The organism is Rhizobium acidisoli (genome assembly GCF_002531755.2).
In the GTDB taxonomy this organism is placed as follows: domain Bacteria; phylum Pseudomonadota; class Alphaproteobacteria; order Rhizobiales; family Rhizobiaceae; genus Rhizobium; species Rhizobium acidisoli.
Genome location: NZ_CP034998.1, coordinates 817964 through 844515 on the forward strand (window position 1 = coordinate 817964; position 26552 = coordinate 844515).

Here is a 26552-nt window from a genome sequence, read left to right on the forward strand (position 1 = left end):
CGGACGGAATGACAATCACTGTGCTGAAAAATGGATAAGGTCGGCCTGTCTTTTGACAGAATGCGCACCTTTGTTCGCGTCGCCGAGCGCGGCAACCTGTCGATGGTCGCAAGGGAGCTGGATGTCGGCCAATCCACAGTGACGCGGCACCTCAATGAACTTGAGGAGGCTGTCGGCGTGCCGCTTCTCAGCCGCACCACCCGTCGCGTCACCCTGACCGAAGAAGGCAGCCGTTATTATACCAACTGCCTGCAGATATTGCGCCTGGTTGAACAGGCTGCTGAAGAAGCGAGAGACGCACGTCAGGCCCCCGCCGGCGCCGTTCGCCTTTCCTGTACGGCAGCGCTTGGCGTCATGCATGTCACGCGAATGATCTTCGACTTCCAGGACAGGCATCCGGATATCCGCGTCGACCTCAACCTGACGGACGAGCGTATCGACCTGGTCCGCGAGGGCGTTGACGTGGCGCTCCGTCTTGGGCCTCTCGCCGACAGCTCGATGAAGCTTCATGCGATCGGAGAGAGCCAGCGGCTGCTGGTCGGCGCCCCGGCCTATCTGTCTGCCCGCGGACGGCCTCAGCGCCCGGCCGATCTGTCGCGCTACGAAACCGTCGTGATGTCCAACGTGGCAGGCAGCAATCAACTGCTTCTTTCCTCTCCCGATGGCACCAGCCTGATGGTCCCGGTCAGCGGCCGGTTGCGCGTCGATCACGGGCTTGCGGCGCGCGAAGCCCTTGCCGCCGGACGCGGCATTGGTCCCACACATCTCTGGCTGGTTCACGACCTGCTGGACGACGGCCGGCTCGAGGTCGTGCTTGGCGACTATCGGCCTTCGCCGGTTCCGGTGAGCTTGCTGATTGTTCCGGAGCGTGCGGCCATCGCCCGCGTTCGGCTCCTCGTCGACTTTCTGGCCGCCGAGGTTGCCAAGCTGCCGGGAATCCGGCCGTCGTAAGCCTCTTGTTTTCAGGCATCCCGTTATCGCAAAACCGCTGCCGCACTTTTGCGAGCCATGCTTCAAGCTGCGAAAGACCGCTTGTCGCCGCGCCACCCTGTCGTCCGCAGAAACTGCTCCCAGTCGAGCGTCCCGGGATTCAGGCGACGGCTCCATTCGAGATCGTGCTCCTTGCCGAAATAGCCATACTCGACAGCATATTCGACCATCCCGAGAAGCTCTCGAACGAAGGATTCGTTGGCGGCGAACTCGGGAAAATAGGCAAGCAGGCCGTCCCTGGTGAAAGCGTTTCGATACTCGGCCTTGAGGCCGGTCACGCGTTGAAAGGTTTCGACCATCTCGCGCGGGGAAATGATATCGCCGACGATCGGAAGCGTTTTGCCATTGTAGCGCTCGGGGTTGGAGAAGATCTCGAGGACAACAGGCCCGGTCGCCGTCAGCGGATCGACAAAAGGTGCTGCGAAATCTTCAGGCAGATAGATCGGCAGGAGCAATGTGTCGCCTTCCATCCGCGGCGCATAATATTCGAGAAGGTTGGTGTAGAAGAATGCCAGCATGATGAAGGAATGCGAGATCGGCAGGCCGCGAATGTAATCTGCAACGCGCGCCTTGTCGGTAAAATGCGGCGCATATTTCGTCCCGCCGGTGATCGTGTCGACATTCTCGAGCGTGCTGAAAACAATGTGCCCGACGCCGGCCTCCACGGCCGCATCCGCCAGTTGCCGGCCGAGAGGAGCCTCGCTGGTCTCCGGCGGGACGATCGGCGGCGTCATCAGAAAGGCGCCATCCGCGCCCTTGAATGCTGCAACGAGCTCCTTCTGACGGCCGAGTTCGAGAGGCACGACGGCGATTTCAGCGCCGAGTTTCTCGAGACGCAAAGCTTCGGGCGAATCCTTTCTCCGTGTGAAAGCACGAACGCGGAACCGCTGGCTTTGAAGAAGTGTCGCAACGACGCTGCGGCCCTGTTTGCTCGTTGCACCCGTCACTGCGATCAGTGGCTTGTTGTCTGTAGACATAGATCCATCCTTTCCCTGTCATTCGCCGCCGATCAGATCGGCAGGCGTCTTTCCAAGGCAGCGCAGTCGGTCCCTGCCGACAGCCGCCTCGACGGTGGGACTCTATCGAAACAGGTACTATGGCTGTAGATGGCCGAAATGCATATGATAATGCCGTTTTGTGGATAAGTGGCGCCGATACGCGTGGGCAGCGCCTCACGGATCGGCAATATCGCGTCAGGCAGGGCGGCCGGCGCAATCTCGGCTCATCCACATCACTTTTCGCAAAGCCGTCGGCCGCCGGAATATGGCTGATAGGTACAATCGGACGGCCGGAAGGAGCGGTAGCTGCGAGAGCAGGCGGTGATGTTGCAGGATTGCGGCGCGCCTTGGCCATCGACGGCTGCTTCTGTCGATCGCACCCCGTCCAATGTCGGTTTGCTCATCGCCTCGCGCATGAAGTCCCGCCAGATATGGGCCGGCAGTGCGCCGCCGGTCACTCCCTTCATCGGCGCGTCGTCATCATTGCCAACCCAGACACCGACGACGAGGGCCTCCGTGAAGCCGACGAACCAGGCATCGCGATTGTTCTGGCTCGTGCCGGTCTTGCCGGCCGCAAAGGTGCCCGGATCTGCGCCGCGTCCCGTGCCGCGCTCGACCACCAGCTGCAGCAGGCCGAGCAGATCGGACTGGTAGGGCGAAAGATCGACAGTCGGCTTGGATTGTAAGCCGACACGAAATGTCTGGGGCTGCCCCGCCGCTTGAAAGTCGATGATGCCCCAGGGTTTGACGGGGGCCCTGCCGAGTTGGACCGAGGCATAGGCGCTGGTGAGGTTGAGCAGATTGACTTCGGATGTGCCAAGCGCCAATGACGGTGTGTTGGCCAGTGGCGCGTCGATGCCGAGTTCGCGCGCGGCGGCAATCACATTGTCGAGGCCGACCTCTTGCGCAAGCGTCACCGAGGCCGCATTCAACGATCGAGCGAACGCCTCGGCAAGCGTGACCCAACCGCGATAGTCGCCGCCGGAATTTTCGGGCGACCAGCCGTCAATGTCTATGGGCGCGTCCAGAACCTGGTCGGACAGAGTGAGCCCAGCCTTCAATGCTGCGTAATAGACGAACAGCTTGAAGGTGGAACCCGGCTGGCGCATCGCGGTGGCGGCGCGGTTGAACTGGCTTGCCTTGTAGTCGCGCCCGCCAACCATCGCGACGACCGCGCCATCTGGAGTCATCGCAACCAAGGCGGCCTGCGATGCTCCGACCGTCTTTCCTTCACCGTCGAGCCCTTTTTTCACCACCCTTTCGGCGATCTGCTGCAATGTCGGCACCAGCGTGGTGCGCACCGTGGTCGAACCCGGCGAACCGCCGGCGATTTCGCTCGCTTGCGGCGAAATCCAGTCGGCAAACCAGCTTCCGGAACGCGGCGTTGGTGTTGTTGGGTGGAGGCTCGCAAAGCTCGTCTTGGCCTCGGCCGCCTGTGGTGCGGTGATCTTGCCATTGGCCGCCATCGCATCGAGAACGACCATGGTGCGTTGCCGGGCGCCTTCGAAATTGTCGATGGGATTCCATTGGCTCGGCGCCCGCAGCAATCCCGCCAGCATCGCCGACTCCGGCAGGTTGAGGGCGCCGATATCCTTGTTGAAATAGATGCGCGCCGCGGCAGGCATGCCGGTGGCGCCCGCGCCAAGATAGACGCTGTTGAGATAACGCGTCAGGATTTCCGCCTTGCCAAGCTTCCACTCCAGCCAGAAGGCGATCACCACCTCCTGGATCTTTCGTTTTATCGTTCGGTCGCTGTCGAGATATTGCAGCTTGATCAGTTGCTGGGTGATGGTGCTGCCACCCTCCACCACCGAGCCAGCCTCCAGGTTCCGCCAAAACGCCCTGGCGATGCCCCTGGGATCGATGCCGAAATGATCCATGAACCGGCGATCCTCGATGGAGAGGACGGCATCGATCAGATGGGGCGGAAACTGGTCGTATCGAGCATATGGCCCTTGATAAGGTCCCTGTCTGACCAACGGCGCGCCGTCGGCGGTTTCCAGCACCACGACCGGCTTTAACGTACCATCCCGGATTTCGCTCCAGGGCACGTCTTTCAGCGCCCAGACCAGCACGCTTCCGACGAGGAGGCAGACAAGAAGGGTGAACCCGAGAGCGAATTTCCGCCAGCCCGCAATGAACGATGCGCTCCGACGATTTTCACGCGGCTTTGAACGCCGATCACGAATACCGCGCCAGGATTTGACCCAAGCCGTCGTCATCCATTTGTGGGGAGAAGTGACTCCAGGCCGCCCCGACCTTGTTAGCTTCGTCTTCAATAACAGCGCGGCGGCCTTGAGCTTTGCCAAAGCAGAACTTGCCTGCAAATCCTGGCGTATCGCACCGAATAGCGTCCTGGCGGCCCGCCTGGTTTGGTCGAAGGATCCATGGGGCGGCTGCGGGTCTTCGCCTTGGGTTCCGGGCGAATCCAAGGCGCCCGCCTGCGCTGCCGAGGCCAGTGTCTTCTCGCGATCCGAGCTCGAGCTGCTGACGCTTTCACCGGAGGATTCGGGAGAATTGGGCATTGGATACCGCCTCGGACAGGTCGCTTTGATGATCTACCGCCCAGTCGTAGAGGGTCAGGAACCCACTGAGCAACCGCGCAGTGGGTGTCGAGCGCGTTTTTCGCTGTTAAAGCGCGACTTGCGACGCGACCGACATCAATTCCTGGGAATTCGGTGCCTTGAATGTCTGCAGCCCAGCCTCCAGAACTTCAGTGAAGCTCCAGCGCACGATGCCCTCCCGGTCTATCAGGAACTGCCCGACAAGCTGCCCGTGGTCGGCGGTCATCATCTGCTCATCGGCTGCCGTGATTTGATATCCTTCCTTCTCGTTAAGAAAATCGTCCATTGCCATCACGCTCATCGGCTCGGGCAACTCGCCCGGAAGATGGATCCGTATCGCCATGACCGCGTCGATCCCGATCTCGCGTAAGCCGAAGGCCTGGTGCGAAGCCCGTGCCGGATCGGACGCAGCAAGAAGATCGGGTATCGGATGGTAACGGAAATAGAGCCGCGCGCGTTCGACCGGGGTGTTTACAACAGCCAGGGATTGGACGCCTTTCTCACGCAGCATCGGGTTAAGATATGCCATGGCCGCAACATGGCGCCGGCAGAACGGGCAATGCAGGCCTCGAAACAAACCGATCAGCAATGGGCTGCGGCCGCGAAAATCGTCAAGCGCGATCTTCCCCTCGCGCGAGATCGCATCGAACTCAACATTCGGGACCCGGTCGCCCGGTTGCAGCGGATGATCGACATAGGGTGTGGACATGGACAACCTCCTCGCTCGGGGATCGGTCGAGCAAAGGCGCCACGTCAAGTGCTGCGAGGTCGAGATTGAGCGTTGCAGACGACCTCTCGTCTTACCGCACCGCCAGGATCCGAGCTAAGAATGAGCCCACATGAGCCTGCGAGCAAGCGGTAAACGGCTGTTTTCTGTAAACTCTGATATTTTAAAGGGCCGCAGAGGCCGACACAGAAAATTGAGCTGAGGGACCTGCCGCACGGCCCCCCCGATCAGCCCTCGTCCTTCGAGGCCCCTGCGGGGCACCTCAGGATGAGGGCGGAGGGAGGGCGCGGCATCCCTTTTCTTCACAGGCTGGGCCGAAGGACAGTGCCGGCAGGCGGATGAGGGGCCGGGCGACCTCCCGGGCAGCCCCTCAATCCCTATCAGATATCGCTTGCAGCGCTCGACCAGAGGTCGGCCGCTTCAGCTGCCGTCATGCGACGCACCTCGGCCTCGTGGCTGCGGCTGGCGAAGAGTTCGCTGGCCATGATCTGCTCGGCAAGGTCGGCCGGGAGCGAGAGGATGACGCGGCCTTCGCCATTGTGCAGGCCGCCGAGTTCAGTGCGCTTGCCCGTCACCATGCCGCCGGCGACCGTGTTGTTGGTCTCCGGGTCGATCAGGATGAAGGAGCCGGACAGCCGGTTCTGCTCATAGGGGTCGAAGATCGCCGCCTCGTCGAAGACAAGCCGGACTTTGCCGATGGCGTTCATGTAGAGCCGCTGGGCGGCAGTCCAGGTGCCGGTCTTCAGCTCGAGCTGGCTGAGCGGCTGCACCTGAACGCGCTGGCGGCGCGAACCGCTCTTCAGCCAGTAGCGTTTTCCGGGCTCGATGCCCTCGGGCTGCAGTGCGACGATCTGCGCGTCGAAGGCAAGGCCGACCTGCGGCTGGGCGTCGATCGAGACGATCATGTCGCCGCGCGCCACATCGACCTGGCGGTCGAGCACCAGCGTGATCGCGTCGCCGGCAACGGCGGCATTGCGCACCAGATCGAAGGTGACGATCTTGGAGACATTGGCGACCATGCCCGACGGCAGGATCATGACGCTGTCGCCCGGCTTCACCGAGCCGCCGGCAACCGTGCCCTGATAGCCGCGGAAGCTTTCGCCCGGGCGCGAGACGCGCTGGACCGAGAGACGGAAGCCGACCGTCTGCGACGAGCGCACGGTCGCAAGCTCCAGCGTCTCGACCAGCGTCGGGCCGGTGTACCAGGGCATGGCGGCCTGGCCGGAATAGACGACGTTTTCGCCCTTCAGCGCCGACATCGGAATGGCGGTGATCTGCTTGACGCCGAGCGACAGCGCAAATTCCCGGAATTCATGGGTAATCTTGTCGAAGCCGGCGCGGTCATAGCCCGTCAGGTCGATCTTGTTGACGGCAAGCACGAACTGCTTGATGCCGAGCAGCGAAGCGATCGTCGCGTGACGGCGCGTCTGTTCGAGAATGCCGAAACGCGCATCGACGAGCAGGATGGCGAGATCGGCGGTCGAGGCGCCGGTCGCCATGTTGCGGGTATATTGCTCGTGGCCGGGCGTGTCGGCAACGATGAAGGAGCGCTTGTCGGTCGAGAAATAGCGATAGGCGACATCGATGGTGATGCCCTGTTCGCGCTCGGCCTGCAGGCCGTCGAGAAGCAGCGCGAAGTCGGGCAGGCCGAGATCGTTCTGTTTGCCGGTGGAATCGCGCTGCAGGGTGGCGGCCTGGTCTTCCTTGACCGCCTTGGTGTCCCAGAGCAGGCGGCCGATCAGAGTCGACTTGCCGTCATCGACGCTGCCGCAGGTAATCAGCCGCAGCGGGCGAGAGTCGCGCTGGGCCTTCTGCGGCTCGGCCGCGGGCAGGCTGACGACGGTGGCGGCCGAGACGGCGGTTTGGGCTGCGGTCATCTCAGAAATATCCTTCACGCTTCTTCTTTTCCATGGAGCCGGACTGGTCGCGGTCGATAGCGCGGCCCTGGCGTTCGGACACCGTTGCGATTTCGAGTTCGGCAATCACCTCTTCGAGGGTGGTCGCCTGTGAGCGGATGGCGCCGGTCAGCGGGAAGTCGCCGAGCGTGCGGAAGCGGATCATGCCTTCCTGGCGCACTTCGCCGGGCAGCAGTTCGAGACGCGGATCCTCGGCCAGGATCATCATGCCGTCGCGCTCCACGAAGGGCCGCTTCTTGGCGTAATAGAGCGGCACCAGCGGAATGTCCTCGGCCTGGATGTAGCGCCAGATGTCGACTTCGGTCCAGTTCGACAGCGGGAAGGCGCGGACGCTCTCGCCCTTGCGGATCATGCCGTTATAGACGTTCCAGAGTTCCGGCCGCTGGTTGCGCGGGTCCCAGCGATGGTCGGGCGTGCGGAAGGAATAGATCCGCTCCTTGGCGCGGCTGGCTTCCTCGTCGCGCCGCGCACCGCCGAAAGCGGCGTCGAACTGGCCGGCATCGAGCGCCTGGCGCAGGCCCTCCGTCTTCATGATGTCGGTGAAAGCCGCCGAGCCATGGGTGAAGGGCGTGATGTTTTCGGCCGCACCGCGCGGATTGATGTGCTCGATCAGGTCGAGATCGTACTTCTTCGCGGTCGCGTCGCGGAAGGCGATCATCTCCCGGAATTTCCAGCCGGTGTTCACATGCAGGAGCGGGAAGGGCACACGGCCGGGATAAAAGGCCTTGCGCGCCAGGTGCAGCAGCACCGAGGAATCCTTGCCGATCGAATAGAGCATGACGGGACGCTCGAATTCGGCGGCAACCTCACGGAAGATGTGGATGGATTCGTTTTCCAGCGCCTTCAGATGCGGGTCGAGTGGCGCCTTGGCGCTCTGGGGATTGCTGAGTTCCGTATCCGGACGGCTATCGGGCATGTTTTACTCCAGACTGTCGATCCTTTGCGGTTCGCCGCAAAGCAGTTCCTGATGCTGGCTTTCCCAGGGCTGCGGCGGTGGCCGCGCCCGGGTTCGGTAAGCCGTGAAGTTGATTATTGTGCGGCGATGACGGCGGCCTCTTCGGCGACATGCAGGCCGCATTCGCGCGTCTCGTCCTGCTCCCACCACCAGCGGCCGGCGCGTTCCGGCTCACCGGGCTTGATCGCCCGGGTGCAGGGCTCGCAGCCGATCGAGGGATAGCCGCGGGCATGCAGCGGATTGACCGGCACGCCGTTGTCGGACACGAAGGCCTTGATCGCCTCCAGGTCCCAATCGGCGAGCGGATTGACCTTCAAAAGGTGCCGTTCGGCGTCGTATTCGGCAAAGGGCGTTTCGGCGCGGTTGGCCGATTGGCCGCGACGCAGGCCGGTGATCCAGATCGTCGCCCCTTCGAGTGCACGCGCAAGCGGCTTCAGCTTGCGCACGCCGCAACAGGCATGCCTGGCTTCGACGCTCTCGTAGAAACCGTTGAGGCCGTATTGCGCCGCATAGGCGTCGATATCGGCCTTCTCGGGCTCGTAGCGCTGGATCTTGATGTCGTACTGGCTTTCCGTCTCGGTAATCAGCGACAGCGTCTCGGCAAACAGCCGGCCGGTCTGCAGCGTCGCCACGTCGATCGGCAGGCGATGCGTGCCGATCTCGGCTGATATCACCTGGTCCTCGATGCCGAGCGAGGTGGTGAACACCACGCGGCCGCCGAGGCCGGAGACCAGCGACAGACGCCCGGCCAGGTCGAGACCCGCCAGCTTCTGGTTCAGCGCCTCGGCTTCCGCAATCGGCCCTTCTTCCGCAATTGTATTGATAACAGTCATGAGAATCCTGTCCTTTGTTGACGGGAGTATCGCAGTTCAATCCTGGCTCGGACAGAAAAAGGGATTTCGAAAGCTGCGGCCGGAGGAGCAAATATCTCTCCGAAGCTGCCGCAATGCAAAAAAACAGCCGCCCGAGGACAAAAATCCCCGCGAACAGCTGGTATGTCTATAAAAATAGTAGAGTTACACGCGGCCTGTCAATCCGAAATCTGAAGTGATGCCGAAAAAGGTGCAGAAAGGGCGGGTTGAGCGTAGATTGTGACAGCTCGGCCGAGAGGGAAAAACAAGGCCGAAAACGCTTAGTCCTCAAGGCTTTCTCCGGCGCGTTCAAATTCCGTTCATGCTGGTTGTGCCATAGAGGCGAAAGTACTTCCGTAGCGGCGCGGAAATTCGCGCCGCCTGTGTGTCGATGGTCTGAGATGATTACGCAAAAGGCGAAATATGCGCTGCGGGCGCTGACGGTTCTGGCGGATGCCGATGCCGACGAACCGGTGATGATTTCCGACATCGCCGCGCAGCAGAAGATCCCGAAAAAGTTCCTCGAACAGATCCTGCTCGACCTGAAGCATCATGGCATCGTCGTCAGCCGCCGCGGCAAGCAGGGCGGCTATCTGCTGCTGAAGCCCGCCCACACCATCACCTTCGGCGAAATCCTGCGCATCATCGACGGCCCGATCGCCCCGCTGCCGTGTCTCTCGATCACCGCCTACCGCCGGTGCGACGATTGTGACGGCGAACAGAACTGCCAGATTCGCCACGTCTTCGCCAAGGTCGCCGACGCCACCCGCAAGGTACTGTTCTCCACCACCATCGCCGATGCCGTCGGCCCAAGGCACGGCGCCGAAGTCACCCGGCTGCTCGCCTGAGCGGCAGCCCGGGGGGCGTTGTTTCTTCGATATTTGGTAAATAAGCTCCGCCTGATCGCGATGGTGCACTACAAATTCAGGAAGGTCTGTATTCAGCGGATTATGGATCACGCGGAATACGACAAAGGAGCATGGAAGGGTCAAGCCTGATGAGCGCACTTGTAAAACTGGTAAGCGAGCACTGGACGCATGTGGCCCCGCTTCTTGCCATGCCGGCCGATGAAGCTGAATATGATCATCTTGTGGAGCAGCTTGACGAGATTCTCGCGGAAGTCGGCGACGATGAGGATCATCCCCTGGCGTTGCTTGCATCGCGCATGGGAGACCTTGTCGAGGCCTATGACCAGCAAAACCGCCCAATGCCTCCCGGGACCGGAGCCGATGCGCTGCGTTATATCATGGAGGAGCGGGGCCTTGGCCAGTCCGAACTGCCGGAGGTTGGCGCTCAATCCGTCGTATCCGAGATCTTGAGCGGGAAACGACAAATCAACGTTCGACAGGCGCGCGCCTTGAGCGAGCGGTTTCTCATCCCGGCATCGGTATTTCTATCGCTTTGACGATGGACATACAGTGTTGAATTCCAGGACATCCCCGCGACAAGCGACGACAGCTCTCTAAAGCGCGTCGCATCAAACTTGATTCATGCGACGCGCTTTAGCTCTTTGTTTTGATGCATGTCGTTATCCCGGAACCGCTGCACACTTCCGGGCGACATGCATTAACATCACCGATCGCTGACGGCGGCCCGCGGATTGACCCAGGGTTCCTGGTTCGAGCGCGCCAGCGGCTGTTTGCCGAGGATGTGGTCGGCGGCCTTTTCGCCGGTCATGATCGACGGGCCGTTGAGGTTGCCGTAGGTGACGTGCGGGAAGATCGAGCTGTCGGCGACGCGCAAGGCCTCGACCCCGATCACCCGGGTCTGGGGATCGACCACCGCCATTGGATCGTCCTTGGCGCCCATCTTGCAGGTGCCGCAGGGGTGATAGGCGCTTTCCAGATGCTCGCGCAGGAAGGCGTCGATCTCTTCGTCGCTTTGCACACTTTCTCCGGGCTGGATCTCTGCCCCGCGGTAGTCGTCGAAGGCCGCTTGCCCGAAGAGCTCGCGGGTCAGGCGCACGCAGTGGCGGAATTTCTCCCAGTCCTCGGCATGGCTCATATAGTTGAAGCGCAGCACCGGGTCGGCCTTCGGGTCGGCCGAGCGCAGCGTCACGCTGCCGCGTGATTTCGACAGGTTGTAGCCAACATGCACCTGGAAGCCGTGGCTTTTGGCCGCCGCCTTGCCGTCGTAGCTGATCGCCACCGGCAGGAAATGGTACTGGATGTCGGGCTGTTTCAGCCCAGGCGCCGAGCGCAGGAAGGCGCACGCCTCGAACTGGTTGGAGGCGCCGAGCCCGCCTTTCGACAGCAGCCATTGCGCACCCGCCACCCCTTGCCAGAACCACGGCAGCCAGGAATAGAGCGACACCGGCTTGGTGCTCACCTGCTGGAAGTAGAATTCCATATGGTCCTGCAGGTTGGCGCCGACGCCCGGCCGGTCGGCCTTCACCTCGATGCCCATCTCCTTCAAATGCTCAGCCGGACCGATGCCCGAGAGCATCAAGAGCTTCGGCGAATTGAAGGAGGAGGCCGAGACGATCACCTCGCGGTTGGCCTTGACCACCTCTATTTTGCCGTTGCGCTCGATCTCGACGCCGGTCGCCCGGCCGTTCTCGATCATCACCTTGCGCGCGAAGCCGTAGACGATCTCGACATTTTTTCGCTTCAGCGCCGGTTTCAGATAGGCGTTGGCGGCAGACCAGCGACGGCCGGAAAAGATGGTTTGCTCCATCAGCCCGAAGCCCTCTTGCTTGCTGCCGTTATAATCCTTCGTCGTTTCGAAGCCCGCCTGTTTGCCGGCCTCGACAAAGGCGCGGAACAGCGGATTGGTGAAGCCGCCGCGCTGGACGTGCAGCGGCCCGTCGCTGCCGCGCCAGCCTTCCTCGCCGCCATGCGAATGTTCCATCCGCTTGAAATAGGGGAGAACGTCGGCATAGGCCCAGCCGCTGGCGCCGAGCTCCTCCCAGCGGTTGAAATCCTCAGCATGGCCGCGCACATAGACCATGCCGTTGATCGAGGAGGAGCCGCCGATCACCTTGCCGCGCGGCGCAGTGATGCGCCGGTTGTTGAGGTTTGGCTCCGGCTCGGACAAATAGCCCCAATTGTAGCGCTTCATGCTCATCGGCCAGGCAAGGGCCGCCGGCATCTGGATAAACGGCCCGAAATCGCTGCCGCCCGCCTCGATGACGAGGACGCTGTTCTTGCCGTCTTCGGAGAGGCGATAGGCAAGCGCCGAGCCGGCGGAACCGGAGCCGATGATGACGAAATCTGCTTGCATGGTTTTTCTTTCTCAATTTGCCCTTCGTCCGGCTGCTTGTTCGCCGGGCCTGCCCCTCATCCGGCTGCCGCCACCTTCTCCCCGCTCGCGGGGAGAAGGGATATGCCGCACCGTTTCGGCATTCTTGACCGCCCCGTTTGTCACGTCCCCTCTCCCCGTTTACGGGGAGAGGGTTAGGGTGAGGGGCGGGATCTTGCGCCCTTTAATACGGTGCTTGCACCGGCCCCATGCCGACATAAACCGTCTTCAGCTCGGAATAATGCTCCAGCGCCGCCAGCGAATTCTCGCGGCCGAAGCCGGATTGTTTCGAGCCGCCGAAGGGGATTTCCACCGGGCAGAGATTGTAGGTGTTGATCCACAGCGTGCCGGCCTCCAGCCGGTCGACGACGCGGTGGGCGCGGGTGAGGTCGGCGGTGAAGACGCCGCCGGAGAGGCCGAATTCGCTGGCATTGGCGCGGGCGATCACCTCGTCCTCGTCGTCGAAATCGAGCACCGACATAACAGGCCCGAAGATCTCCTCGCGGGCGATGGTCATCTCGTCGGTGACGTCGGCAAACACCGTCGGCTGCACGTAATAGCCTTCGCCGGAGACGTTGTTCGGAATGCCGCCGCCGGCAATCAGTGTCGCCCCCTCGGCCTTGCCCTTCTCGATGTAGGAAATCACCTTCTCGCGCTGCGCCCAGGAAACCATCGGCCCGACCTGTGTCGCCTCATCCATCGGATCGCCAATCAGCATCGCCTCGGTGCGCGCCTTCAGTCGCTTGAGGAATTCGGCTTTAACAGCCTTCTGCACGAAGACGCGGGTGCCGTTCGAGCAGACCTGGCCTGTGGAATAAAAATTGCCGAGCATCGCTCCGCCCACCGCCGAATCGAGATCGGCATCGTCGAAGACGATGAGCGGCGACTTGCCGCCGAGTTCCATCGTCACATGCTTGAGGTTGCCGGCTGCTGCTGCCGCCACCCTGCGCCCGGTCGGCACCGATCCGGTCAGCGACACCTTGGCGACATCGGAATGATTGACGAGCAGCGGCCCGGTATCGCGGTCGCCCTGGATGACGTTGAAGAGTCCCCTCGGCAGCCCCGCCTCATGCAGGATCTCGGCGATCTTCAGGGCGCCGAGCGGGGTGTTTTCCGAGGGCTTGAACACCATGGCATTGCCTGAGATGAGCGCCGGCGCCGCTTTCCAGCAGGCGATCTGCTGCGGATAGTTCCAGGCGCCGATGCCGACGCAGACGCCGAGCGCCACGCGCTTGGTATAGGCAAAATCCTGGCCGAGCGGGATATGCGAACCGTTGAGCCCAGCGGGTGCAACGCCGCCGAAGAATTCGAAGGCATCGGCACCCGAGGTCGGGTCGGCGACGATCGTCTCCTGGATCGGCTTGCCGGTATCGAGCGTTTCGAGCTCCGACAGCGCCCGGTTTCTCTCGCGCATGATGTCGGCGGCACGCTTGAGGATGCGCCCGCGCGCCATCGGGCTCATCGCCGCCCATTCCGGCTGGGCGCGTTTGGCCGCCGCAATCGCCTTCTCGACGATTGCAGGCGTTGCCGCGTGCAGCCGGGCGATCACTTCGCCGGTGGCCGGATAGAGGCTCTCGATGACGGTGCCGTCGGTATCCTCGACATATTCGCCGTCGATGAAGTGCGAGGCTTTCGGCTGGGCTTTCATGTCATTTGTCCTTGGGTGTTCGATGTGGTTGTCCCACCTCCCCTGGAAGGGGAGGCGCTGACCAGAAGCGCATTCAGATAATCCTCCGTCAGCGCGATCGAGGCTTCGATGCCGATCGGCGCCGATTTCAGACTTTGCCTGATGTAAAGCCCGTCGATCATCGCCGCAGCGCCCTCGGCGATGCGTTCTGCGGCGTCGGCGGGCAGCAGCGCCTTGAGAGCGGCAAGCAGGTTGGAGCGCAGCCGGCGGGCATAGATCACCAGGAAGCGCCGCGTCTCCTCCGAGCGTTGCGCTTCGGCGTAAAAGGCAAGCCAGGCGGCGATCGTCTCGGGCGCAAACTGGTCGGCGTGGAAGTTGACACGGATGACGGCCGAAAGCCGGGCACGCGGCGTCTGCGCCGCCTTCAGCGCCGCCACCGTATCGCTGCGCAATTGCCTCAGAAGCGAGCGGATCGTCTCGATCAGCAACTGTTCCTTGCTGCCGAAATAATGATGGGCAAGGGCTGGAGAGACGCCGGCCTGGCGGGCGATGTCGGACATGGTGACGGCCAGCGAGCCGTGATCACCGATCACCCGCAGCGCCGCATCGACGAGCGCCTTGCGGCGCACCGGCTCCATTCCGACTTTCGGCAAAGCGCCAACTCCCTTGAAATTTCGACCAGAGTATTTTTGATTGACTGATCAATCAACAAAAATCTTTCGCGATCTCGCGCCGATCGCATCTTTTCCCGAGCTTCTGCTGCAACATATTCAAAACCTAACGGGAGGTGCGTTATGACAGATGTCTTTGACGGAATGCCGACATCCCAGTTGCAGTCGAAATGGGTCTGGTTCGTCGGCCTCGGCGTGCTGCTTTTCGTCTGCGGTCTGATCGCGCTCGGCAATCTGATGCTCGCCACCGTCGTCTCGGTTTATTATATCGGCATGCTCATGCTGTTTGGCGGCGTCATCTATCTCGTCCACGCCTTCCAGGTGCGCGGCTGGGATCATGTGCTGGTCTGGGCGCTGAGCGGCCTGCTTTACGTGCTGGCCGGCATCTCCGCCTTCGTCAATCCCATCCTGACTTCGGCGGCGCTGACGCTGTTTCTGTCGCTGTCGCTCGTCATTGCCGGCGTCTTCCGCACCTGGGTCGGAAGGAAGATGAAGCCGGCCAAAGGCTGGGGCTGGATCGTCGCCAGCGGTGTCGTCACCGCCCTTGCCGGCTTCGTCATCGCGCTCGGCTGGCCGGTCAACAGCCTCTGGGTTCTCGGCCTGTTCCTGGCCGCCGATCTCATCATCCAGGGCTCGACGATGATCGCCTTCGGCCTCGGCATCCGCGGCTGAAGCCCTTTTTGACACGCCGATTTTGACAAGGGCATGACAGGGGATTAGACTAAAGGGGTAGGGACCGCTCGCCAAAAGCGGGTGGTCCTGTATGCGATCGCCGCAAATGGTCATGCGTCCCCCAAAGGCAGGGTTCTGCCTCAATAAAAAAGGGAGGAAGTTCATGCCGATGGTCACCGTTTCCATCTCTCCGCAACAGGCAGCGGGCATCCGCGCCGCCGTCGACACGGGCGGTTATGCCTCGAGCAGCGAGGTCGTCCGCGAGGCGCTCCGCCTCTGGGATACGGCCCGCAAGCTCAACGAATTCCGCGACGATGTCCTCGACGACGAGGGCGCTCCATCAGGCGGCAGATGTGTCGCCGACATGTTCGCCGACCACGAGGCCGAGCGCCGCCGCTCCGCCTGACTAAGCGCCTGATTGTATGTTGAAATTAAAAGTAAACGCGGAACGCGTGGTCGCGCCTGCGTCTTTCACAAAACTTTCATATTGGCGAAAGGGTTCATTGATCCTTCCGGGGCATCTTCCTGACCAAGAAGAACAAGTCACGGTGGAGATCAGCCAAATGAAGAGCGGGACTTCCCTGGCTGCCACCGTCGAGCCCGGCGTCCTGCGCCGCTATGCCAGCGACCAGATCGTCACGCTTGCCAAGCTCGTGGTCGAGAACGCCTTTCAGCCGATCGTCGAGGCCGGCACCGGCACGGTGTTCGGTTACGAATCCCTGATGCGCGGCCAGGAGCGCATCGGCTTCGACACGCCCGTCGACATTCTCGACGAGGCCCATCAGGCCGGCCAGCTGCTGCAGCTCGAACAGATGCTGGCGAGCCGCGCGCTCGCCAAATTCGCTACTCTGTCGAATTTCTCCACCTCGACGCTGTTCCTCAATCTCGATGTCCGGCTGATCCCGCATGGCGAACGCCTGGTCGAGAGCCTGCTGCAGCACCTGCGGAAGGCCAATATTCCGCCGTCCTCCGTCTGCTTCGAATTCTCCGAACGTTTCGACAATACCAGCGTGCCGGAATTCTCAGCCCTGGTTTCCAAGCTGCGCAAGGCCGGCTTCAAACTGGCGATCGACGATTTCGGCGTCGGTCACGGCGAGATGAAGCTGCTGTGCGATTATGCCGTCGATTACCTGAAGATCGACCGCCATTTCGTCGCCGAGATCGACCGCAGCCCCCGCAAGCGCCACCTCTTGAAGAGCATCGTCAACATCGCCCATGTGCTCGGCACCCGCGTCATCGCCGAAGGCATCGAGACCGAGGCCGAATTCATCGCCTGCCGCGAATATGGCGTCGATCTCGTCCAGGGCTGGTTCATCTCCCGCCCGACGACCCATATGTCGGAGCTGGCGCCGTCCTTCCCGCATCTGCAGGAGCTCGGAAAAACCAAGCGCGGCAGCCAGTCGCTCGATGAAATCCTCATCCGCAAGCAGATCGAACTCCTGCCGACGGTTTATGAGAACGACAGTATCGACAGCGTCTTCGAACTCTTCCGCCGCAATCCGCGCCAGGCTTTCTTTCCCGTGCTCAACGCCAACAGCGAGCCGCGTGGCATCATTCACGAGCCGCACCTCAAGGAATATATCTACCAGCCCTTCGGCCGCGATCTGCTGAAGAACAAGATGTATGAGCGCAGCATCTCGCATTTCGTCGAAATGGCCCCGATCGTCGGCCTCGACAGCGATGCCGAGCAGCTGATGGCGATCTTCGCCAATATGGAAGGCAGCAACTGCCTGATCCTCACCGACAATATGCGCTATGCCGGCGTCGTCTCCGCCGCCTCGCTGATCAAGGTCATCAACGAGAAGCAGCTGAAGACAGCCCAGGACCAGAACCCGCTGACCGGCCTGCCGGGCAATCGCGCCATCCGCGATTTCATGCGCCAGTCCGGCCGCGACGGCGATGAGGTCCGCCATTTCTGCTACTGCGACTTCGACAATTTCAAGCCGTTCAACGATGCCTACGGCTTCCATCTCGGCGACCACGCGATCTCGCTGTTTGCCGCGCTGATGCGCCGCTACTTCTTCGCCGAGCGCCACTTTCTCGGCCATGTCGGCGGCGACGATTTCTTCATCGGCGTCGTCGGCTGGACGCAGGAGGAACTGACGGAGATCCTCGACCGGCTGATCAGCGACTTCCACGACGATGTGCTCGATCTCTATTCCGACGAGCACCGCGCCGCCGGCCGCATCCTCGGTCACGATCGCGCCGGCGCCGAAGCGCTGTTTCCGCTGATGCGCTGCTCGATCGGCGTCATCGAACTGCCGGAAAGCCTCGTCATCGACGATATCAATCGCGTCAGCGCCGAGATCGCCGTCATCAAGTCGGCCGCCAAGGAGAGCGACGACGGCCTCGTCTTCCATCTGCTGCAGCATTTGTCGCTGGGCGAGGCGAATTGACGCCCTTGCCACATCATGCCTTCCCAAGCCCGCGGGGCTGACTTATTTCCTTGGCGCAGAGCATTTCCAGCAAAAGTGTGTCGCGGTTTTGCGTCCGGAATGCCCGAAAAATGCGTCAGGGAGGGCCGCGCCATGTCACTGCCTCAGGAAATGCGTTTCGTCGATCTGCCGTCTTTCGGCGGGCCGGAAGTGATGACCATCGGCAGACGCCCGCTTCCGGTGCCGGGTGAGGGACAGGTCCTCGTCCGCGCCGAGGCGATCGGCGTCAACCGCCCCGATGTCGCCCAGCGCCAGGGCAGCTATCCCGCGCCCAGGGATGCGAGCCCGATCCTCGGCTTGGAACTGTCGGGCGAAATCGTTGCGATTGGCCCTGCCGTCAGCGGCTATCGCGTCGGCGACAAGGTCTGCGGCCTCGCCAATGGCGGCGCCTATGCCGAATATTGCCTGCTGCCGGCCGGCCAGATCCTACCCTTTCCCAAGGGCTATGACGCGGTGAAGGCCGCGGCCCTTCCCGAAACCTTCTTCACCGTCTGGGCCAATCTCTTCCAGATGGCCGGGCTGACCGAAGGCGAGACCGTGCTGATCCATGGCGGCTCCAGCGGCATCGGCACGACGGCGATCCAACTCGCCCGTGCCTTCGGCGCCGAGGTCTACGCCACGGCCGGTTCAAGCGAGAAATGCGCGGCCTGCGAAAGGCTCGGCGTCAAACGCGCGATCAACTACAAAAGCGAGGATTTCGCCGAGGTGATCAAGGCCGAGACCGGCCAGGGCGTCGATATCATTCTCGACATCATCGGCGCCGCCTATTTCGAGCGCAACCTCGCCTCGCTTGGAAAAGACGGCTGCCTGTCGATCATCGCCTTCCTCGGTGGCGCCATTGCCGAAAAGGTCAATCTGTCGCCGATCATGGTCAAGCGCCTGACTGTCACCGGCTCCACCATGCGCCCGCGCACGGCGGAGGAAAAACGCGCCATCCGCGACGACCTGCTCTCCGAGGTCTGGCCGCTTCTGGAGGCCGGCACCGTCGCCCCCGTCATCCACAAGGTCTTCGCCTTTGAAGAGGTCGTCGCCGCCCATCGGCTGATGGAAGATGGCAGCCATGTCGGCAAGATCATGCTCAGCGTCGGCTAAGTGACAGTGATACGCCGATGGCGAAAACGCCGGGTAGCGCCATCAGCAGATAGAGCCAATAGGCTGCCGACAGCGCCCCGGATATGCCGCCCGGATCGACGAGGCCGGCGCCATTGGCAATGAGGCCGGCAAAGGCCGCACCGAACGCGCCGCCGAGCGAACTCATCGTCGGGATCGCCGCCGAAGCCTTGTCCTGTTCACTGCTGGCGACGAGCGTCAGGACCATGGCGACGAGATGCGCCCAGCCGAGCCCGACGCCGAAGCCCATCATGAACATGGCCGTAGCCGCCGGCACGATGAAGAGCATATGCGCTTGCGGATTGTCGCGCGCGAGAAAGACCGCCAGCGAAATGGTGGCTGCCGCCTCGATGAGCGCACCGGCAACGATCGCCGCCTGCGCGCGGCCGCCGGTCAGCGAGCCGCTGAGGAAGGCCGAAAACGTCCAGCCGAGGGCGACGAGCGCCACGAGATAACCGGAAACAAGCGGCGTCACCCCGTGCAGCACCTGCAGGAAATAGGGAATGAAGACGTCGCTGACGAGCACGACGGTCATAGCCAGCATCGTCAGGTAGACACGCGCAATCGGCCTGGAAAGGCTGACCGCGCCGGAGGGCAGCAGCCGGTTCGGGCTTCGGGCTTCGATAAGGAGCATGCCGATCACCGCAGCGATCGAGGCCGCGATCAAAGCGATTTTCGCGGCCGTCACCTCGATCGTCCCGGCGGTGCAGACCATCAACACGGCCCCGAGCAGCAGCCCGATCTGGGCAACCGGCGTTTTCGCCTGCTCGCGGTCGTCTTCGACCTCGGGCAACAGCCGCGGCGCCAGAGCCGCCATCACCAGGCCGAGCGGCACCAGCACGATGAAGGCGTAGCGCCAGTTGCCGCCGGCGGAAAAGAAGCCGCCAAGCGTCGGCCCGATGACGGTCGCCACACCCCAGATCGCCGCGTAGAGCGTCGTCGCCTTCGTCCATAGCGGCTCTGGATAGACGTAGCGGATGAAGGCATAGCCAAGTGCTGCCAGCGCCCCGGTGCCGAGACCCTGCACCGCGCGTCCGATCAGCACCACCGGCATCGACGGCGCGGCTGCGGCAATCAGGCTGCCGACGCCGAAGACCAGCGCGGCGATCACATAGATGGCGCGAAGCCCGATCCCCCGCGGCCGCATGGCGACGAAGATCGAACCGAGCACGGCGGCGACGACGAACAGGCTGGTGACCCAGGAAAACAGCGCGAGCCCGCCGATATCGCGCACGATCGAAGGCGCGATCGTCGCCATGATGTAAGTCTCCACAGCGTAAAGCATGACGCCGCCGGCAAGCATCAACGTAGCCGGCAGGTGCTCGGGCAGGAAGAGGCGGAGGAGGGAGCTGGTGGCGGGGATGGCTGCAGTCTGGTCGATATCGGACATGGAATGACCCCGAGATTTTTTCTGGCGAAGAATAATTTTCCAAGTTATAATTTGGAAAATTACACGCCGTCCCGATTAAAACAAGATGTTGCTTGGAAAAATATGCGCCAGTCCCCCGCCAACCGCATCCTGATCCTGATAAAGACCGACGGCCCGCAGCTTGGCGGCGCGATCGGCGATGCGCTCGGCATATCGGGCGAGGCCGCCCGCCAGCAGCTCGCCAAGTTGGCGGACCAGGGGCTGGTGGAGCCGGTCACCGTCGGCGCCACGGGCAGGGGGCGGCCACGTCAGCTCTGGCACCTGACTGCCGCGGGCAACCGCCAATTCCCGGACGGCCATGCCGAACTGACGGCAAACCTGCTCGGCACGCTGGTCGAACAGCTGGGGCCGGCCGCGCTCGACACCGTCATTTCAGCCCGCGAGGCGGAGACGCTGCAGCGTTATCGACAGGAACTGCAAAATGCCGGCGACCTTGCGGCGCGTGTCGATAGCCTTGCCGCCATCCGCACCCGCGAGGGTTATATGGCCGATCACTGGCAGGAGGCGGACGGCTCCTTCATGCTGGTCGAAAACCACTGCCCGATCTGCGCGGCGGCCACCGCCTGCGCCGGCTTCTGCCGCTCCGAACTCGAAACCTTTCGCGCCGCCCTCGGCGCCGAGGTCGAGCGCAGCGAACACATCCTCTTGGGCGCAAGGCGCTGCGCTTATCGGATCACGCCGCGTTGAGGCGGAGCACACGCAGGCAGCGCGCGCTTCAGGCCGGCTGCCGCGCGTGCCGCCTGGCGCTTTCGAGATAAAGCAAGGCACCGATCGACGCGAAGCCTGCGGCCGCGCCGACAAAGGCGGTGCCGGAATAGTCGCTGATCGATGTGCCGAAGGCGAAGAGCCCGGCGGCGATGCCGGTGCCGATGAAGGTGTTGAGCGAGATCAGCGAGGTTCCGAGCCCCGGCCGGTCTGCGATCAGGTCCTGCAGATAGGTGATCGGCACGCTGAGGATCGCCGCCGCCCCGCAGGCGTTGAGGAGGAGCAGCGCATAGATGTGCCAGGGTGCGGCGGCAAATCCGAGCAGCAGCAGATAGGCGCAGTAGATCAGCGCGCCGAAGGCGAGCACATGCACGGTGCGGAACCGCCGCTGCGCCATGCCCCATATCATCATGAACGGCATTTCGAGAAAGGCCGTCAGCCCGGCGATGAAGCCGACATCGACCACGCTTCCACCCCCCGAATGGGTGATGATCAGCGGCAGGAGCATGCTGTTTAGCCGCTGCAGCCCGAAGAGCAGCGCCATGACGATGACGCGGACCAGCACATAGGGCATGAAAATCCGCTTCAGCGATGCCATGAATCCGGGCTGATCGGGGGCGGGACCGGCCGTGCCGTTTCCGGGCGCGAAGAAGAAATACAGGCAGAAACAGGTGCAGCTTGCCAGGGCGGCGATCCCGTAAGCCGGCGTCATCGACGACGAATTGACGAGATAAAGGCCGATCATCCCCGGCGCCAGCGCCCACGAGCCGGAAAACAGCGCCCGCACCGTCGCGGTGATCCCTGCCGCCTGGCCGCGATCCATCTGGTTGGTCCTGGCGCGCAGGCTGGCAAACAGCAGCGAATAGGTGGAATTGCTCATCGGCACCAGCAACAGCGTCGAGACGACGAAGACGGCAGGGCTGTGAAAGATCGCGATCGACCCGAAGCCGAGCATGCCGGCGACCGAAAGCCCCAACACCAGCGGCCGCCGCTCTTTCAGCCTGTCCGACCAGATGCCGAGCGTCAGGCTGGTGGTGACGTTGACGATCGCCGAGAAGAAGATCAGCGCCGAATAGGTGCCGTTGCTCAAGTTCAGTTCGTTGATCCCGATGATCGACTGATAGGGCGCGGTCGAAGCATAGGTGAAGGCGAGCGCCACAAGCGTCACGGCCGGGATACGGATCCTGTTGTCGCGCAGGATCAAGGAGAGGGTGGATGACATGGGGCAGTTCCTGATGCTCCACCTTTAGCGGGAACAGACCCATCAGGAAAATGATAGTTTTCGATCGTCGCGGTCAATTTTTGTGATGATTGCCTGGCGACGTAATGGCTTTCGGAGGATTGGCACTTTGCTGGATTGGCCGAGGCTGGATCCCAGGCTCAAGGCCTGGGATGACGGAGAGTGGGGGGCTCGACCAGGAGGAAGCGCAACGACCCTGACGGAGGGCGGGGAGAGCTTGACCGGCAAGGAGGCACCAACCACCCTGCCACCCTGCCGCGCTTGCTCCAAGCCCACCCCACGCTCCGTCCTCCTCGGGCTTGACCCGAGGATCCAGATCGCCTCCGCCGCGGCAGGCATGAATCCGAGACACAATGCCGGGGATGACGGAAGTTGAGGCTCGATCGGCCGGAGGCACAATTATCCTCTTATTCCGCTCAGCATTGCGGCTCTTGTTGCAGAAGCCCACCCCACACTCCGTCATGCTCGGGCTTGACCCACGAGTGTCCGGTTTAAATTTTGTCACCATTGGAGGCTCATCTGGCCGGGACTGGAGGGAGGGCTGTGTCTTGGTTTTAGCAGTCGGTCGATCCTTTTGCGGTGCATGAGGTTTGCGCGCACCAGGCGGGCGAATGCCAGCGGGCTTGTGACGATGGTCTGGTCGGCCTTTGCCATCTGCAGCAGCAGATAGGCAATCAGGGCGACGGCGACCTGGATGCGCACGGCATTTTCGTTGTTGCCGAGGAAATGGCGGATCTTCAGCGTCTGCTTGACCCAGCGGAAGAACAGTTCGATCGCCCAGCGACGCTTGTAAAGCGCGGCGATCTCCTCGGCCGGGGCGGTAAGATCGTTGGAGAAGATGCGCAACACCTTGCCGGTTTCGATCCGCACGCCGATCTCGCGCACCGGCCGGTTCATTGGGTTGCGGCGACTCTTGGCCTGGCGCTGCGGCAGCAGGCCGATACGGTCGAACAGGATGCCGGCATCCTCGTTGACCGCCTGCTCGGCGCTCACCGTCAGTCTCGTGTGGGATTTGAGGCGGGTGACGATGCGGCAGCCGGCGGCATTGAGCTTCGCCCACCAGCCGAAGTCGTAGTAGCCGAGATCGAAGACATAGGTGGCGCCTGCCTCGATCGGCATCTCCTTGGCCGCGGTGATGTCATTGACATTGGCCGGGGTGACGGCCGCATAGATCGGACGTTCGGCGTTGGCATCGTAGACGACGTGCATCTTGGCGCCGCAGGCCTGATCGGAAAAGCGGGCCCACTGCGATCCCGCCCCGGCAAGGCTCAGACTGCTGCCGTCGATTAGATAGACCGCCTCGCCGACGGCCCGCTTGAGCCCGCGCCCGGCGCGGGCCACCATCTGCGCGAACAACTCGGCAAAAACGGCGCTCGGACGCAGGCCATTGGCATCGGCGAATGTCGAGCGTGACACCGGACGAGCGCCGAGATGGTAAAGGCGGGTGCCGTGGCTCTGCAGGGAGCCAACGATCTCACGCAGGCTGGTGGCACCGGCAAGCTGGCCATAAAGCAGGGCAATCAACTGGCTCTTGGTCGACAGCCGCCGAACATGCTTATCGGCCTGATGCTCCTCCACAAGTCTTTCGAAAGCCGCCCACGGAATCCGCTTCAACAGATCATGAAAGACGCTATTGTCATGCCGCACGGTGTTGCTCCTCTTTTCGTGTCCGGGAACGTCGCCAAACGCTCGAACATGAGTAGAATCAACACTGTGCGCCCTGTCCACCATTTTTAAACCGGACAGCCGTGGGCTTGACCCGAGCATTCACGCCGCATCCATCAGCCGCCGCCGCATGACGGAATGTGTGGGGATGTCGCATCGCCATGCGAACGTTAGCATAGCCAAACCCCGTTGGCTTTCGCGCCGCGACGCGTTATGCCTCCCGTATCCCGCCAGCATCCGGATGAGAGCTCATGACCAATCCCGTCGCCGTCGAAGTTACCCGTGGCCTGCTCGTTGAAAGCCGCCATCGCGGTTCGGTGGCTGTCGTCGATGGTGACGGCAAGCTCGTTTTCTCGCTCGGCGATATCGAAGCCGCCGTTTTCCCGCGTTCGGCCTGCAAGGCGATGCAGGCGCTGCCGCTGATCGAGAGCGGTGCGGCCGATGCCTATGGCTTCGGCGATAAGGAGCTGGCGCTCGCCTGCGCCTCGCATAATGGCGAGGACGAGCATGTGGCGCTTGCCGCCTCCATGCTCGCGCGGGCCGGCCGCAATGCCGAGGCGCTGGAATGCGGCGCCCATTGGTCGATGAGCCAGAAGGTCCTGATCCAGCAGGCCCGCGCGCTCGCCGCACCGACCGCGTTGCACAACAATTGCTCGGGAAAACATGCCGGCTTCATCTGCACCTGCTGCCATCAGCATATCGATCCGAAGGGCTATGTCGGCTATGAGCACCCACTGCAGGTCGAGATCCGCGCGGCGATGGAAAGCCTGACCGGTGCGGTGCTCGGCGCCGAGAGCTGCGGCACCGACGGCTGCTCGATCCCGACCTATGCCGTGCCGCTCAAAAGCCTTGCCCACGGCTTTGCCAAAATGGCGACCGGAACCGGCTTGGAACCCTTGCGCGCCAGAGCGTCCCGCCGGCTGATCGAGGCCTGCATGGCCGAGCCCTTCTATGTCGCCGGCACCGGCCGCGCCTGCACGGAGCTGATGCAGATCGCCCCTGGCCGTATCTTCGTCAAGACCGGCGCCGAGGGCGTCTTCTGCGCCGCGATCCCGGAAAAGGGCATCGCCGTCGCCCTGAAATGCGAGGATGGCGCCACCCGCGCCGCCGAAGCCATGGTGGCGGCGACACTTGCCCGTTTCTTCGAGACGGAGAGCGAGGTGCATGCCGCCCTGACGGCCTTTGCCGCAACCTCGATGCGCAATTGGAACGGCATCCATGTCGGCGATATCAGGGTCACGTCCGCCTTGACCGAATGACTATGCCACGGCGATCGTGCTGTTGAGATCGCGATAGGGTTTCAGCCGCTCGGCCGGCATTTCCGTCGGCACGATCAGCCCCGCCACTTCGGAAATTGCAAGCACCGGGCAGGGCGAGACGAGGTCGAACTTCTCCTCCGTCAGCAGCACATGCGTTTCGGCCGAGCAGCGGGCAATATGGCGTTTGATCGCCGCTTCCTCGAAGTCGCCGGTGGAAAGCCCGTGCACGGGATGGGCGGCCGTCACGCCGAGGAAGAACAGGTCGGGGCGTAACTGTGAGATCGCCGCCGCCGCCGCCGCGCCCGTCGCCACCATCGAATGTTTGTAGAGCCGCCCGCCGGCAAGGATCACCTCCGCCGTTGGGTGGTGCTCGAGTTCGGCAGCGATCGTCGGGCTGTGGGTCGCAACCGTCAGCGGCATGTCGCGCGGCAAGTGCCTGGTGATCTCCGCCGTCGTCGTCCCGCCGTCGAGAAAGATCAATTGGCCGGGCTTGACCATCGCCGCCGCAGCAGCCCCGAGCCGCGCCTTGATCTCCGACGAAACGCTGCGCCGCGCGGTGAAATCGGGCAGATCGGGCGCCAGCGGCATCGCGCCTCCATGCACCCGTTTCAACAGCCCCTCCGCCGCCATTTCGCGGAGGTCGCGCCGGATCGTGTCCTCAGAAAGGGAAAAATCCTCGGCGACACGCTTGGCGATCACCTGGCCGTCACGGCGCAGAATGTCGAGGATCAGGGCCTTGCGTTGCGTCGTCAGCATGGGCTCTCCGCACGAAAGTGAACGATATAGCATGATATTGCACTAAATGACTCGACATTCAAGAAATATCGTGCATTTTCACGATGTCCCGTGCATGAGGCCGGGAGTGTTCAGCGATGGAGTGGAAAATGCTGATTTTGATTGCCGGGCCTTATCGGTCGGGAACGGGCGACGACCCGGAAAAGATGGCCGCCAACCTGAAGCGGCTGGAGGAACCCTCACACGCACTGTTTGCCGCCGGCCATGTGCCGATGATCGGCGAATGGGTGGCCCTGCCGATCTGGCACGCCGCCGGCGGCAAGTCGGTCGGCGACGCGCTCTACGAAGAAATCTTCCACCCGGTCGCCGGCCGGCTGCTGCAGCTCTGCGACGGCGTGCTGCGGCTCCCGGGCGACTCTAAGGGGGCCGATAACGATGTGCGCATCGCCAGGGAGCGCGGCATCCCGGTCTGGCACCGGCTGGAGGATGTGCCGGGCTGCGGGTGAGGGGGCGGCGAGTTTGTGCCATGCATTTGCCCCTCACCCTAGCCCTCTCCCCGTAAAAACGGGGAGAGGGGACGTGCCCTGCGAAAGGTCTGCGGGGGACCGAGAGGTCGCGGCGTGTTCCCTTCTCCCCGCGAGCGGGGAGAAGGTGGCGGCAGCCGGATGAGGGGCGCGCCATGGCACGCCGGTCATTGGCGACATGTCGCATCATCCCCCGGTTCCGGCGCACGCATCCCTGCGCTATACCACCTGCCGAAAGG

Annotated in this window: 24 protein-coding genes; 11 read left to right on the forward strand and 13 right to left on the reverse strand. The window is 62.8% G+C overall.

Features of this window, described 5'->3' with window-relative positions:
* The first annotated feature begins 30 nt into the window (after positions 1–30).
* A complete protein-coding gene (locus CO657_RS04105; RefSeq protein ID WP_054181612.1) occupies positions 31–951 on the forward strand; it encodes a LysR family transcriptional regulator in 921 nt (306 codons plus the stop codon).
* A 62-nt stretch (positions 952–1013) separates the two neighbouring features.
* Here CO657_RS04105 and CO657_RS04110 read toward each other — a convergent pair whose 3' ends face one another.
* From CO657_RS04110 to CO657_RS04135, 6 genes are all read right to left on the reverse strand, one after another.
* Positions 1014–1967, reverse strand: coding sequence for an NmrA/HSCARG family protein (locus CO657_RS04110; protein WP_054181613.1), 954 nt, complete (start codon positions 1965–1967; stop codon positions 1014–1016).
* Between the two features lie 254 nt (positions 1968–2221).
* Entirely contained in the window at positions 2222–4513 is a 2292-nt protein-coding gene (locus CO657_RS04115) for a PBP1A family penicillin-binding protein (RefSeq protein ID WP_054181614.1), read from the reverse strand.
* A gap of 106 nt (positions 4514–4619) precedes the next feature.
* Positions 4620–5261 (reverse strand): peroxiredoxin-like family protein, encoded by a 642-nt coding sequence (locus tag CO657_RS04120; protein ID WP_054181615.1) that lies wholly within the window; start codon positions 5259–5261, stop codon positions 4620–4622.
* Positions 5262–5659: 398 nt separating this feature from the next.
* On the reverse strand, positions 5660–7156 hold the full coding sequence (gene cysN / locus CO657_RS04125) for a sulfate adenylyltransferase subunit CysN (protein WP_003587890.1): 1497 nt from the start codon (positions 7154–7156) through the stop codon (positions 5660–5662).
* A 1-nt stretch (position 7157) separates the two neighbouring features.
* Positions 7158–8111, reverse strand: coding sequence for a sulfate adenylyltransferase subunit CysD (gene cysD, locus CO657_RS04130; protein ID WP_054181616.1), 954 nt, complete (start codon positions 8109–8111; stop codon positions 7158–7160).
* A 113-nt stretch (positions 8112–8224) separates the two neighbouring features.
* Positions 8225–8983, reverse strand: coding sequence for a phosphoadenylyl-sulfate reductase (locus tag CO657_RS04135; RefSeq protein WP_054181617.1), 759 nt, complete (start codon positions 8981–8983; stop codon positions 8225–8227).
* Positions 8984–9402: 419 nt separating this feature from the next.
* On the opposite strand from CO657_RS04135, the gene CO657_RS04140 reads away from it, so the two are divergent.
* The 3 genes from CO657_RS04140 to CO657_RS04150 are packed head-to-tail and all read left to right on the forward strand — an operon-like array spanning position 9403 to position 10406.
* Entirely contained in the window at positions 9403–9849 is a 447-nt protein-coding gene (locus CO657_RS04140) for an RrF2 family transcriptional regulator (protein ID WP_003569590.1), read from the forward strand.
* Between the two features lie 60 nt (positions 9850–9909).
* Entirely contained in the window at positions 9910–9999 is a 90-nt protein-coding gene (locus CO657_RS04145; protein WP_245292943.1) for a type II toxin-antitoxin system HigB family toxin, read from the forward strand.
* Positions 9999–10406 (forward strand): helix-turn-helix domain-containing protein, encoded by a 408-nt coding sequence (locus CO657_RS04150; protein WP_012556952.1) that lies wholly within the window; start codon positions 9999–10001, stop codon positions 10404–10406. The genes CO657_RS04145 and CO657_RS04150 overlap by 1 nt, the downstream gene beginning before the upstream one ends.
* Positions 10407–10573: 167 nt before the next feature.
* Here the strand turns inward: CO657_RS04150 and betA are convergent, their stop codons facing one another.
* The 3 genes from betA to betI form a co-directional block, all read right to left on the reverse strand.
* Positions 10574–12223, reverse strand: coding sequence for a choline dehydrogenase (gene betA / locus CO657_RS04155; RefSeq protein ID WP_054181618.1), 1650 nt, complete (start codon positions 12221–12223; stop codon positions 10574–10576).
* A gap of 202 nt (positions 12224–12425) precedes the next feature.
* Complete coding sequence (gene betB / locus CO657_RS04165; RefSeq protein ID WP_054181619.1) at positions 12426–13889, reverse strand: betaine-aldehyde dehydrogenase; 1464 nt, start codon at positions 13887–13889, stop codon at positions 12426–12428.
* The gene (gene betI / locus CO657_RS04170; RefSeq protein ID WP_082366234.1) at positions 13886–14521 is read right to left on the reverse strand and encodes a transcriptional regulator BetI; all 636 of its coding nucleotides are present in this window, start codon (positions 14519–14521) and stop codon (positions 13886–13888) included. Before betI ends, betB begins: the two co-directional genes overlap by 4 nt.
* Before the next feature lie 141 nt (positions 14522–14662).
* Between betI and CO657_RS04175 the strand changes: the two genes are divergently transcribed.
* From CO657_RS04175 to CO657_RS04190, 4 genes are all read left to right on the forward strand, one after another.
* Positions 14663–15211 carry an HdeD family acid-resistance protein gene (locus CO657_RS04175; protein ID WP_054181621.1) on the forward strand — a complete coding sequence of 183 codons (549 nt, stop codon included), beginning with the start codon at positions 14663–14665 and terminating at the stop codon, positions 15209–15211.
* Positions 15212–15374: 163 nt separating this feature from the next.
* Positions 15375–15617 carry a ribbon-helix-helix domain-containing protein gene (locus tag CO657_RS04180; protein WP_003587881.1) on the forward strand — a complete coding sequence of 81 codons (243 nt, stop codon included), beginning with the start codon at positions 15375–15377 and terminating at the stop codon, positions 15615–15617.
* 157 nt (positions 15618–15774) lie between these two features.
* Positions 15775–17607: a GGDEF domain-containing protein gene (locus CO657_RS04185; RefSeq protein WP_054181622.1), complete on the forward strand. Its 1833-nt coding sequence runs from the start codon at positions 15775–15777 to the stop codon at positions 17605–17607.
* 132 nt (positions 17608–17739) lie between these two features.
* The gene (locus CO657_RS04190; RefSeq protein ID WP_054181926.1) at positions 17740–18738 is read left to right on the forward strand and encodes an NAD(P)H-quinone oxidoreductase; all 999 of its coding nucleotides are present in this window, start codon (positions 17740–17742) and stop codon (positions 18736–18738) included.
* Here CO657_RS04190 and CO657_RS04195 read toward each other — a convergent pair.
* A complete protein-coding gene (locus tag CO657_RS04195; protein WP_054181623.1) occupies positions 18725–20146 on the reverse strand; it encodes an MFS transporter in 1422 nt (473 codons plus the stop codon). The two genes, CO657_RS04190 and CO657_RS04195, sit on opposite strands and share 14 nt — an antisense overlap.
* Before the next feature lie 102 nt (positions 20147–20248).
* Here CO657_RS04195 and CO657_RS04200 point away from each other — a divergent pair, with 102 nt between their 5' ends.
* On the forward strand, positions 20249–20872 hold the full coding sequence (locus tag CO657_RS04200) for a helix-turn-helix transcriptional regulator (protein WP_054181624.1): 624 nt from the start codon (positions 20249–20251) through the stop codon (positions 20870–20872).
* Positions 20873–20900: 28 nt separating this feature from the next.
* Here CO657_RS04200 and CO657_RS04205 read toward each other — a convergent pair whose 3' ends face one another.
* Both CO657_RS04205 and CO657_RS04210 read right to left on the reverse strand, forming a co-directional pair.
* Positions 20901–22112 (reverse strand): MFS transporter, encoded by a 1212-nt coding sequence (locus CO657_RS04205; RefSeq protein ID WP_054181625.1) that lies wholly within the window; start codon positions 22110–22112, stop codon positions 20901–20903.
* 519 nt (positions 22113–22631) lie between these two features.
* Positions 22632–23777 carry an IS4 family transposase gene (locus CO657_RS04210; RefSeq protein ID WP_054181627.1) on the reverse strand — a complete coding sequence of 382 codons (1146 nt, stop codon included), beginning with the start codon at positions 23775–23777 and terminating at the stop codon, positions 22632–22634.
* Positions 23778–24046: 269 nt separating this feature from the next.
* Here CO657_RS04210 and CO657_RS04215 point away from each other — a divergent pair, with 269 nt between their 5' ends.
* Positions 24047–25054 carry an asparaginase gene (locus tag CO657_RS04215; protein WP_054181628.1) on the forward strand — a complete coding sequence of 336 codons (1008 nt, stop codon included), beginning with the start codon at positions 24047–24049 and terminating at the stop codon, positions 25052–25054.
* Here the strand turns inward: CO657_RS04215 and CO657_RS04220 are convergent, their stop codons facing one another.
* Entirely contained in the window at positions 25055–25810 is a 756-nt protein-coding gene (locus tag CO657_RS04220) for a DeoR/GlpR family DNA-binding transcription regulator (RefSeq protein ID WP_054181629.1), read from the reverse strand.
* Between the two features lie 128 nt (positions 25811–25938).
* On the opposite strand from CO657_RS04220, the gene CO657_RS04225 reads away from it, so the two are divergent.
* Positions 25939–26295: an NUDIX hydrolase gene (locus tag CO657_RS04225; protein WP_054181630.1), complete on the forward strand. Its 357-nt coding sequence runs from the start codon at positions 25939–25941 to the stop codon at positions 26293–26295.
* Positions 26296–26552 lie beyond the last annotated feature (257 nt).

Coding starts and splice junctions, on each gene's coding strand:
- CO657_RS04105 (WP_054181612.1), top strand. CDS start 31: ATGGATAAGGTCGGCCTGTCTTTTGACAGAATGCGCACCTTTGTTCGC.
- CO657_RS04110 (WP_054181613.1), bottom strand. CDS start 1,967: ATGTCTACAGACAACAAGCCACTGATCGCAGTGACGGGTGCAACGAGC.
- CO657_RS04115 (WP_054181614.1), bottom strand. CDS start 4,513: ATGCCCAATTCTCCCGAATCCTCCGGTGAAAGCGTCAGCAGCTCGAGC.
- CO657_RS04120 (WP_054181615.1), bottom strand. CDS start 5,261: ATGTCCACACCCTATGTCGATCATCCGCTGCAACCGGGCGACCGGGTC.
- cysN (WP_003587890.1), bottom strand. CDS start 7,156: ATGACCGCAGCCCAAACCGCCGTCTCGGCCGCCACCGTCGTCAGCCTG.
- cysD (WP_054181616.1), bottom strand. CDS start 8,111: ATGCCCGATAGCCGTCCGGATACGGAACTCAGCAATCCCCAGAGCGCC.
- CO657_RS04135 (WP_054181617.1), bottom strand. CDS start 8,983: ATGACTGTTATCAATACAATTGCGGAAGAAGGGCCGATTGCGGAAGCC.
- CO657_RS04140 (WP_003569590.1), top strand. CDS start 9,403: ATGATTACGCAAAAGGCGAAATATGCGCTGCGGGCGCTGACGGTTCTG.
- CO657_RS04145 (WP_245292943.1), top strand. CDS start 9,910: ATGGTGCACTACAAATTCAGGAAGGTCTGTATTCAGCGGATTATGGAT.
- CO657_RS04150 (WP_012556952.1), top strand. CDS start 9,999: ATGAGCGCACTTGTAAAACTGGTAAGCGAGCACTGGACGCATGTGGCC.
- betA (WP_054181618.1), bottom strand. CDS start 12,223: ATGCAAGCAGATTTCGTCATCATCGGCTCCGGTTCCGCCGGCTCGGCG.
- betB (WP_054181619.1), bottom strand. CDS start 13,889: ATGAAAGCCCAGCCGAAAGCCTCGCACTTCATCGACGGCGAATATGTC.
- CO657_RS04175 (WP_054181621.1), top strand. CDS start 14,663: ATGACAGATGTCTTTGACGGAATGCCGACATCCCAGTTGCAGTCGAAA.
- CO657_RS04180 (WP_003587881.1), top strand. CDS start 15,375: ATGCCGATGGTCACCGTTTCCATCTCTCCGCAACAGGCAGCGGGCATC.
- CO657_RS04185 (WP_054181622.1), top strand. CDS start 15,775: ATGAAGAGCGGGACTTCCCTGGCTGCCACCGTCGAGCCCGGCGTCCTG.
- CO657_RS04190 (WP_054181926.1), top strand. CDS start 17,740: ATGTCACTGCCTCAGGAAATGCGTTTCGTCGATCTGCCGTCTTTCGGC.
- CO657_RS04195 (WP_054181623.1), bottom strand. CDS start 20,146: ATGTCCGATATCGACCAGACTGCAGCCATCCCCGCCACCAGCTCCCTC.
- CO657_RS04200 (WP_054181624.1), top strand. CDS start 20,249: ATGCGCCAGTCCCCCGCCAACCGCATCCTGATCCTGATAAAGACCGAC.
- CO657_RS04205 (WP_054181625.1), bottom strand. CDS start 22,112: ATGTCATCCACCCTCTCCTTGATCCTGCGCGACAACAGGATCCGTATC.
- CO657_RS04215 (WP_054181628.1), top strand. CDS start 24,047: ATGACCAATCCCGTCGCCGTCGAAGTTACCCGTGGCCTGCTCGTTGAA.
- CO657_RS04220 (WP_054181629.1), bottom strand. CDS start 25,810: ATGCTGACGACGCAACGCAAGGCCCTGATCCTCGACATTCTGCGCCGT.
- CO657_RS04225 (WP_054181630.1), top strand. CDS start 25,939: ATGCTGATTTTGATTGCCGGGCCTTATCGGTCGGGAACGGGCGACGAC.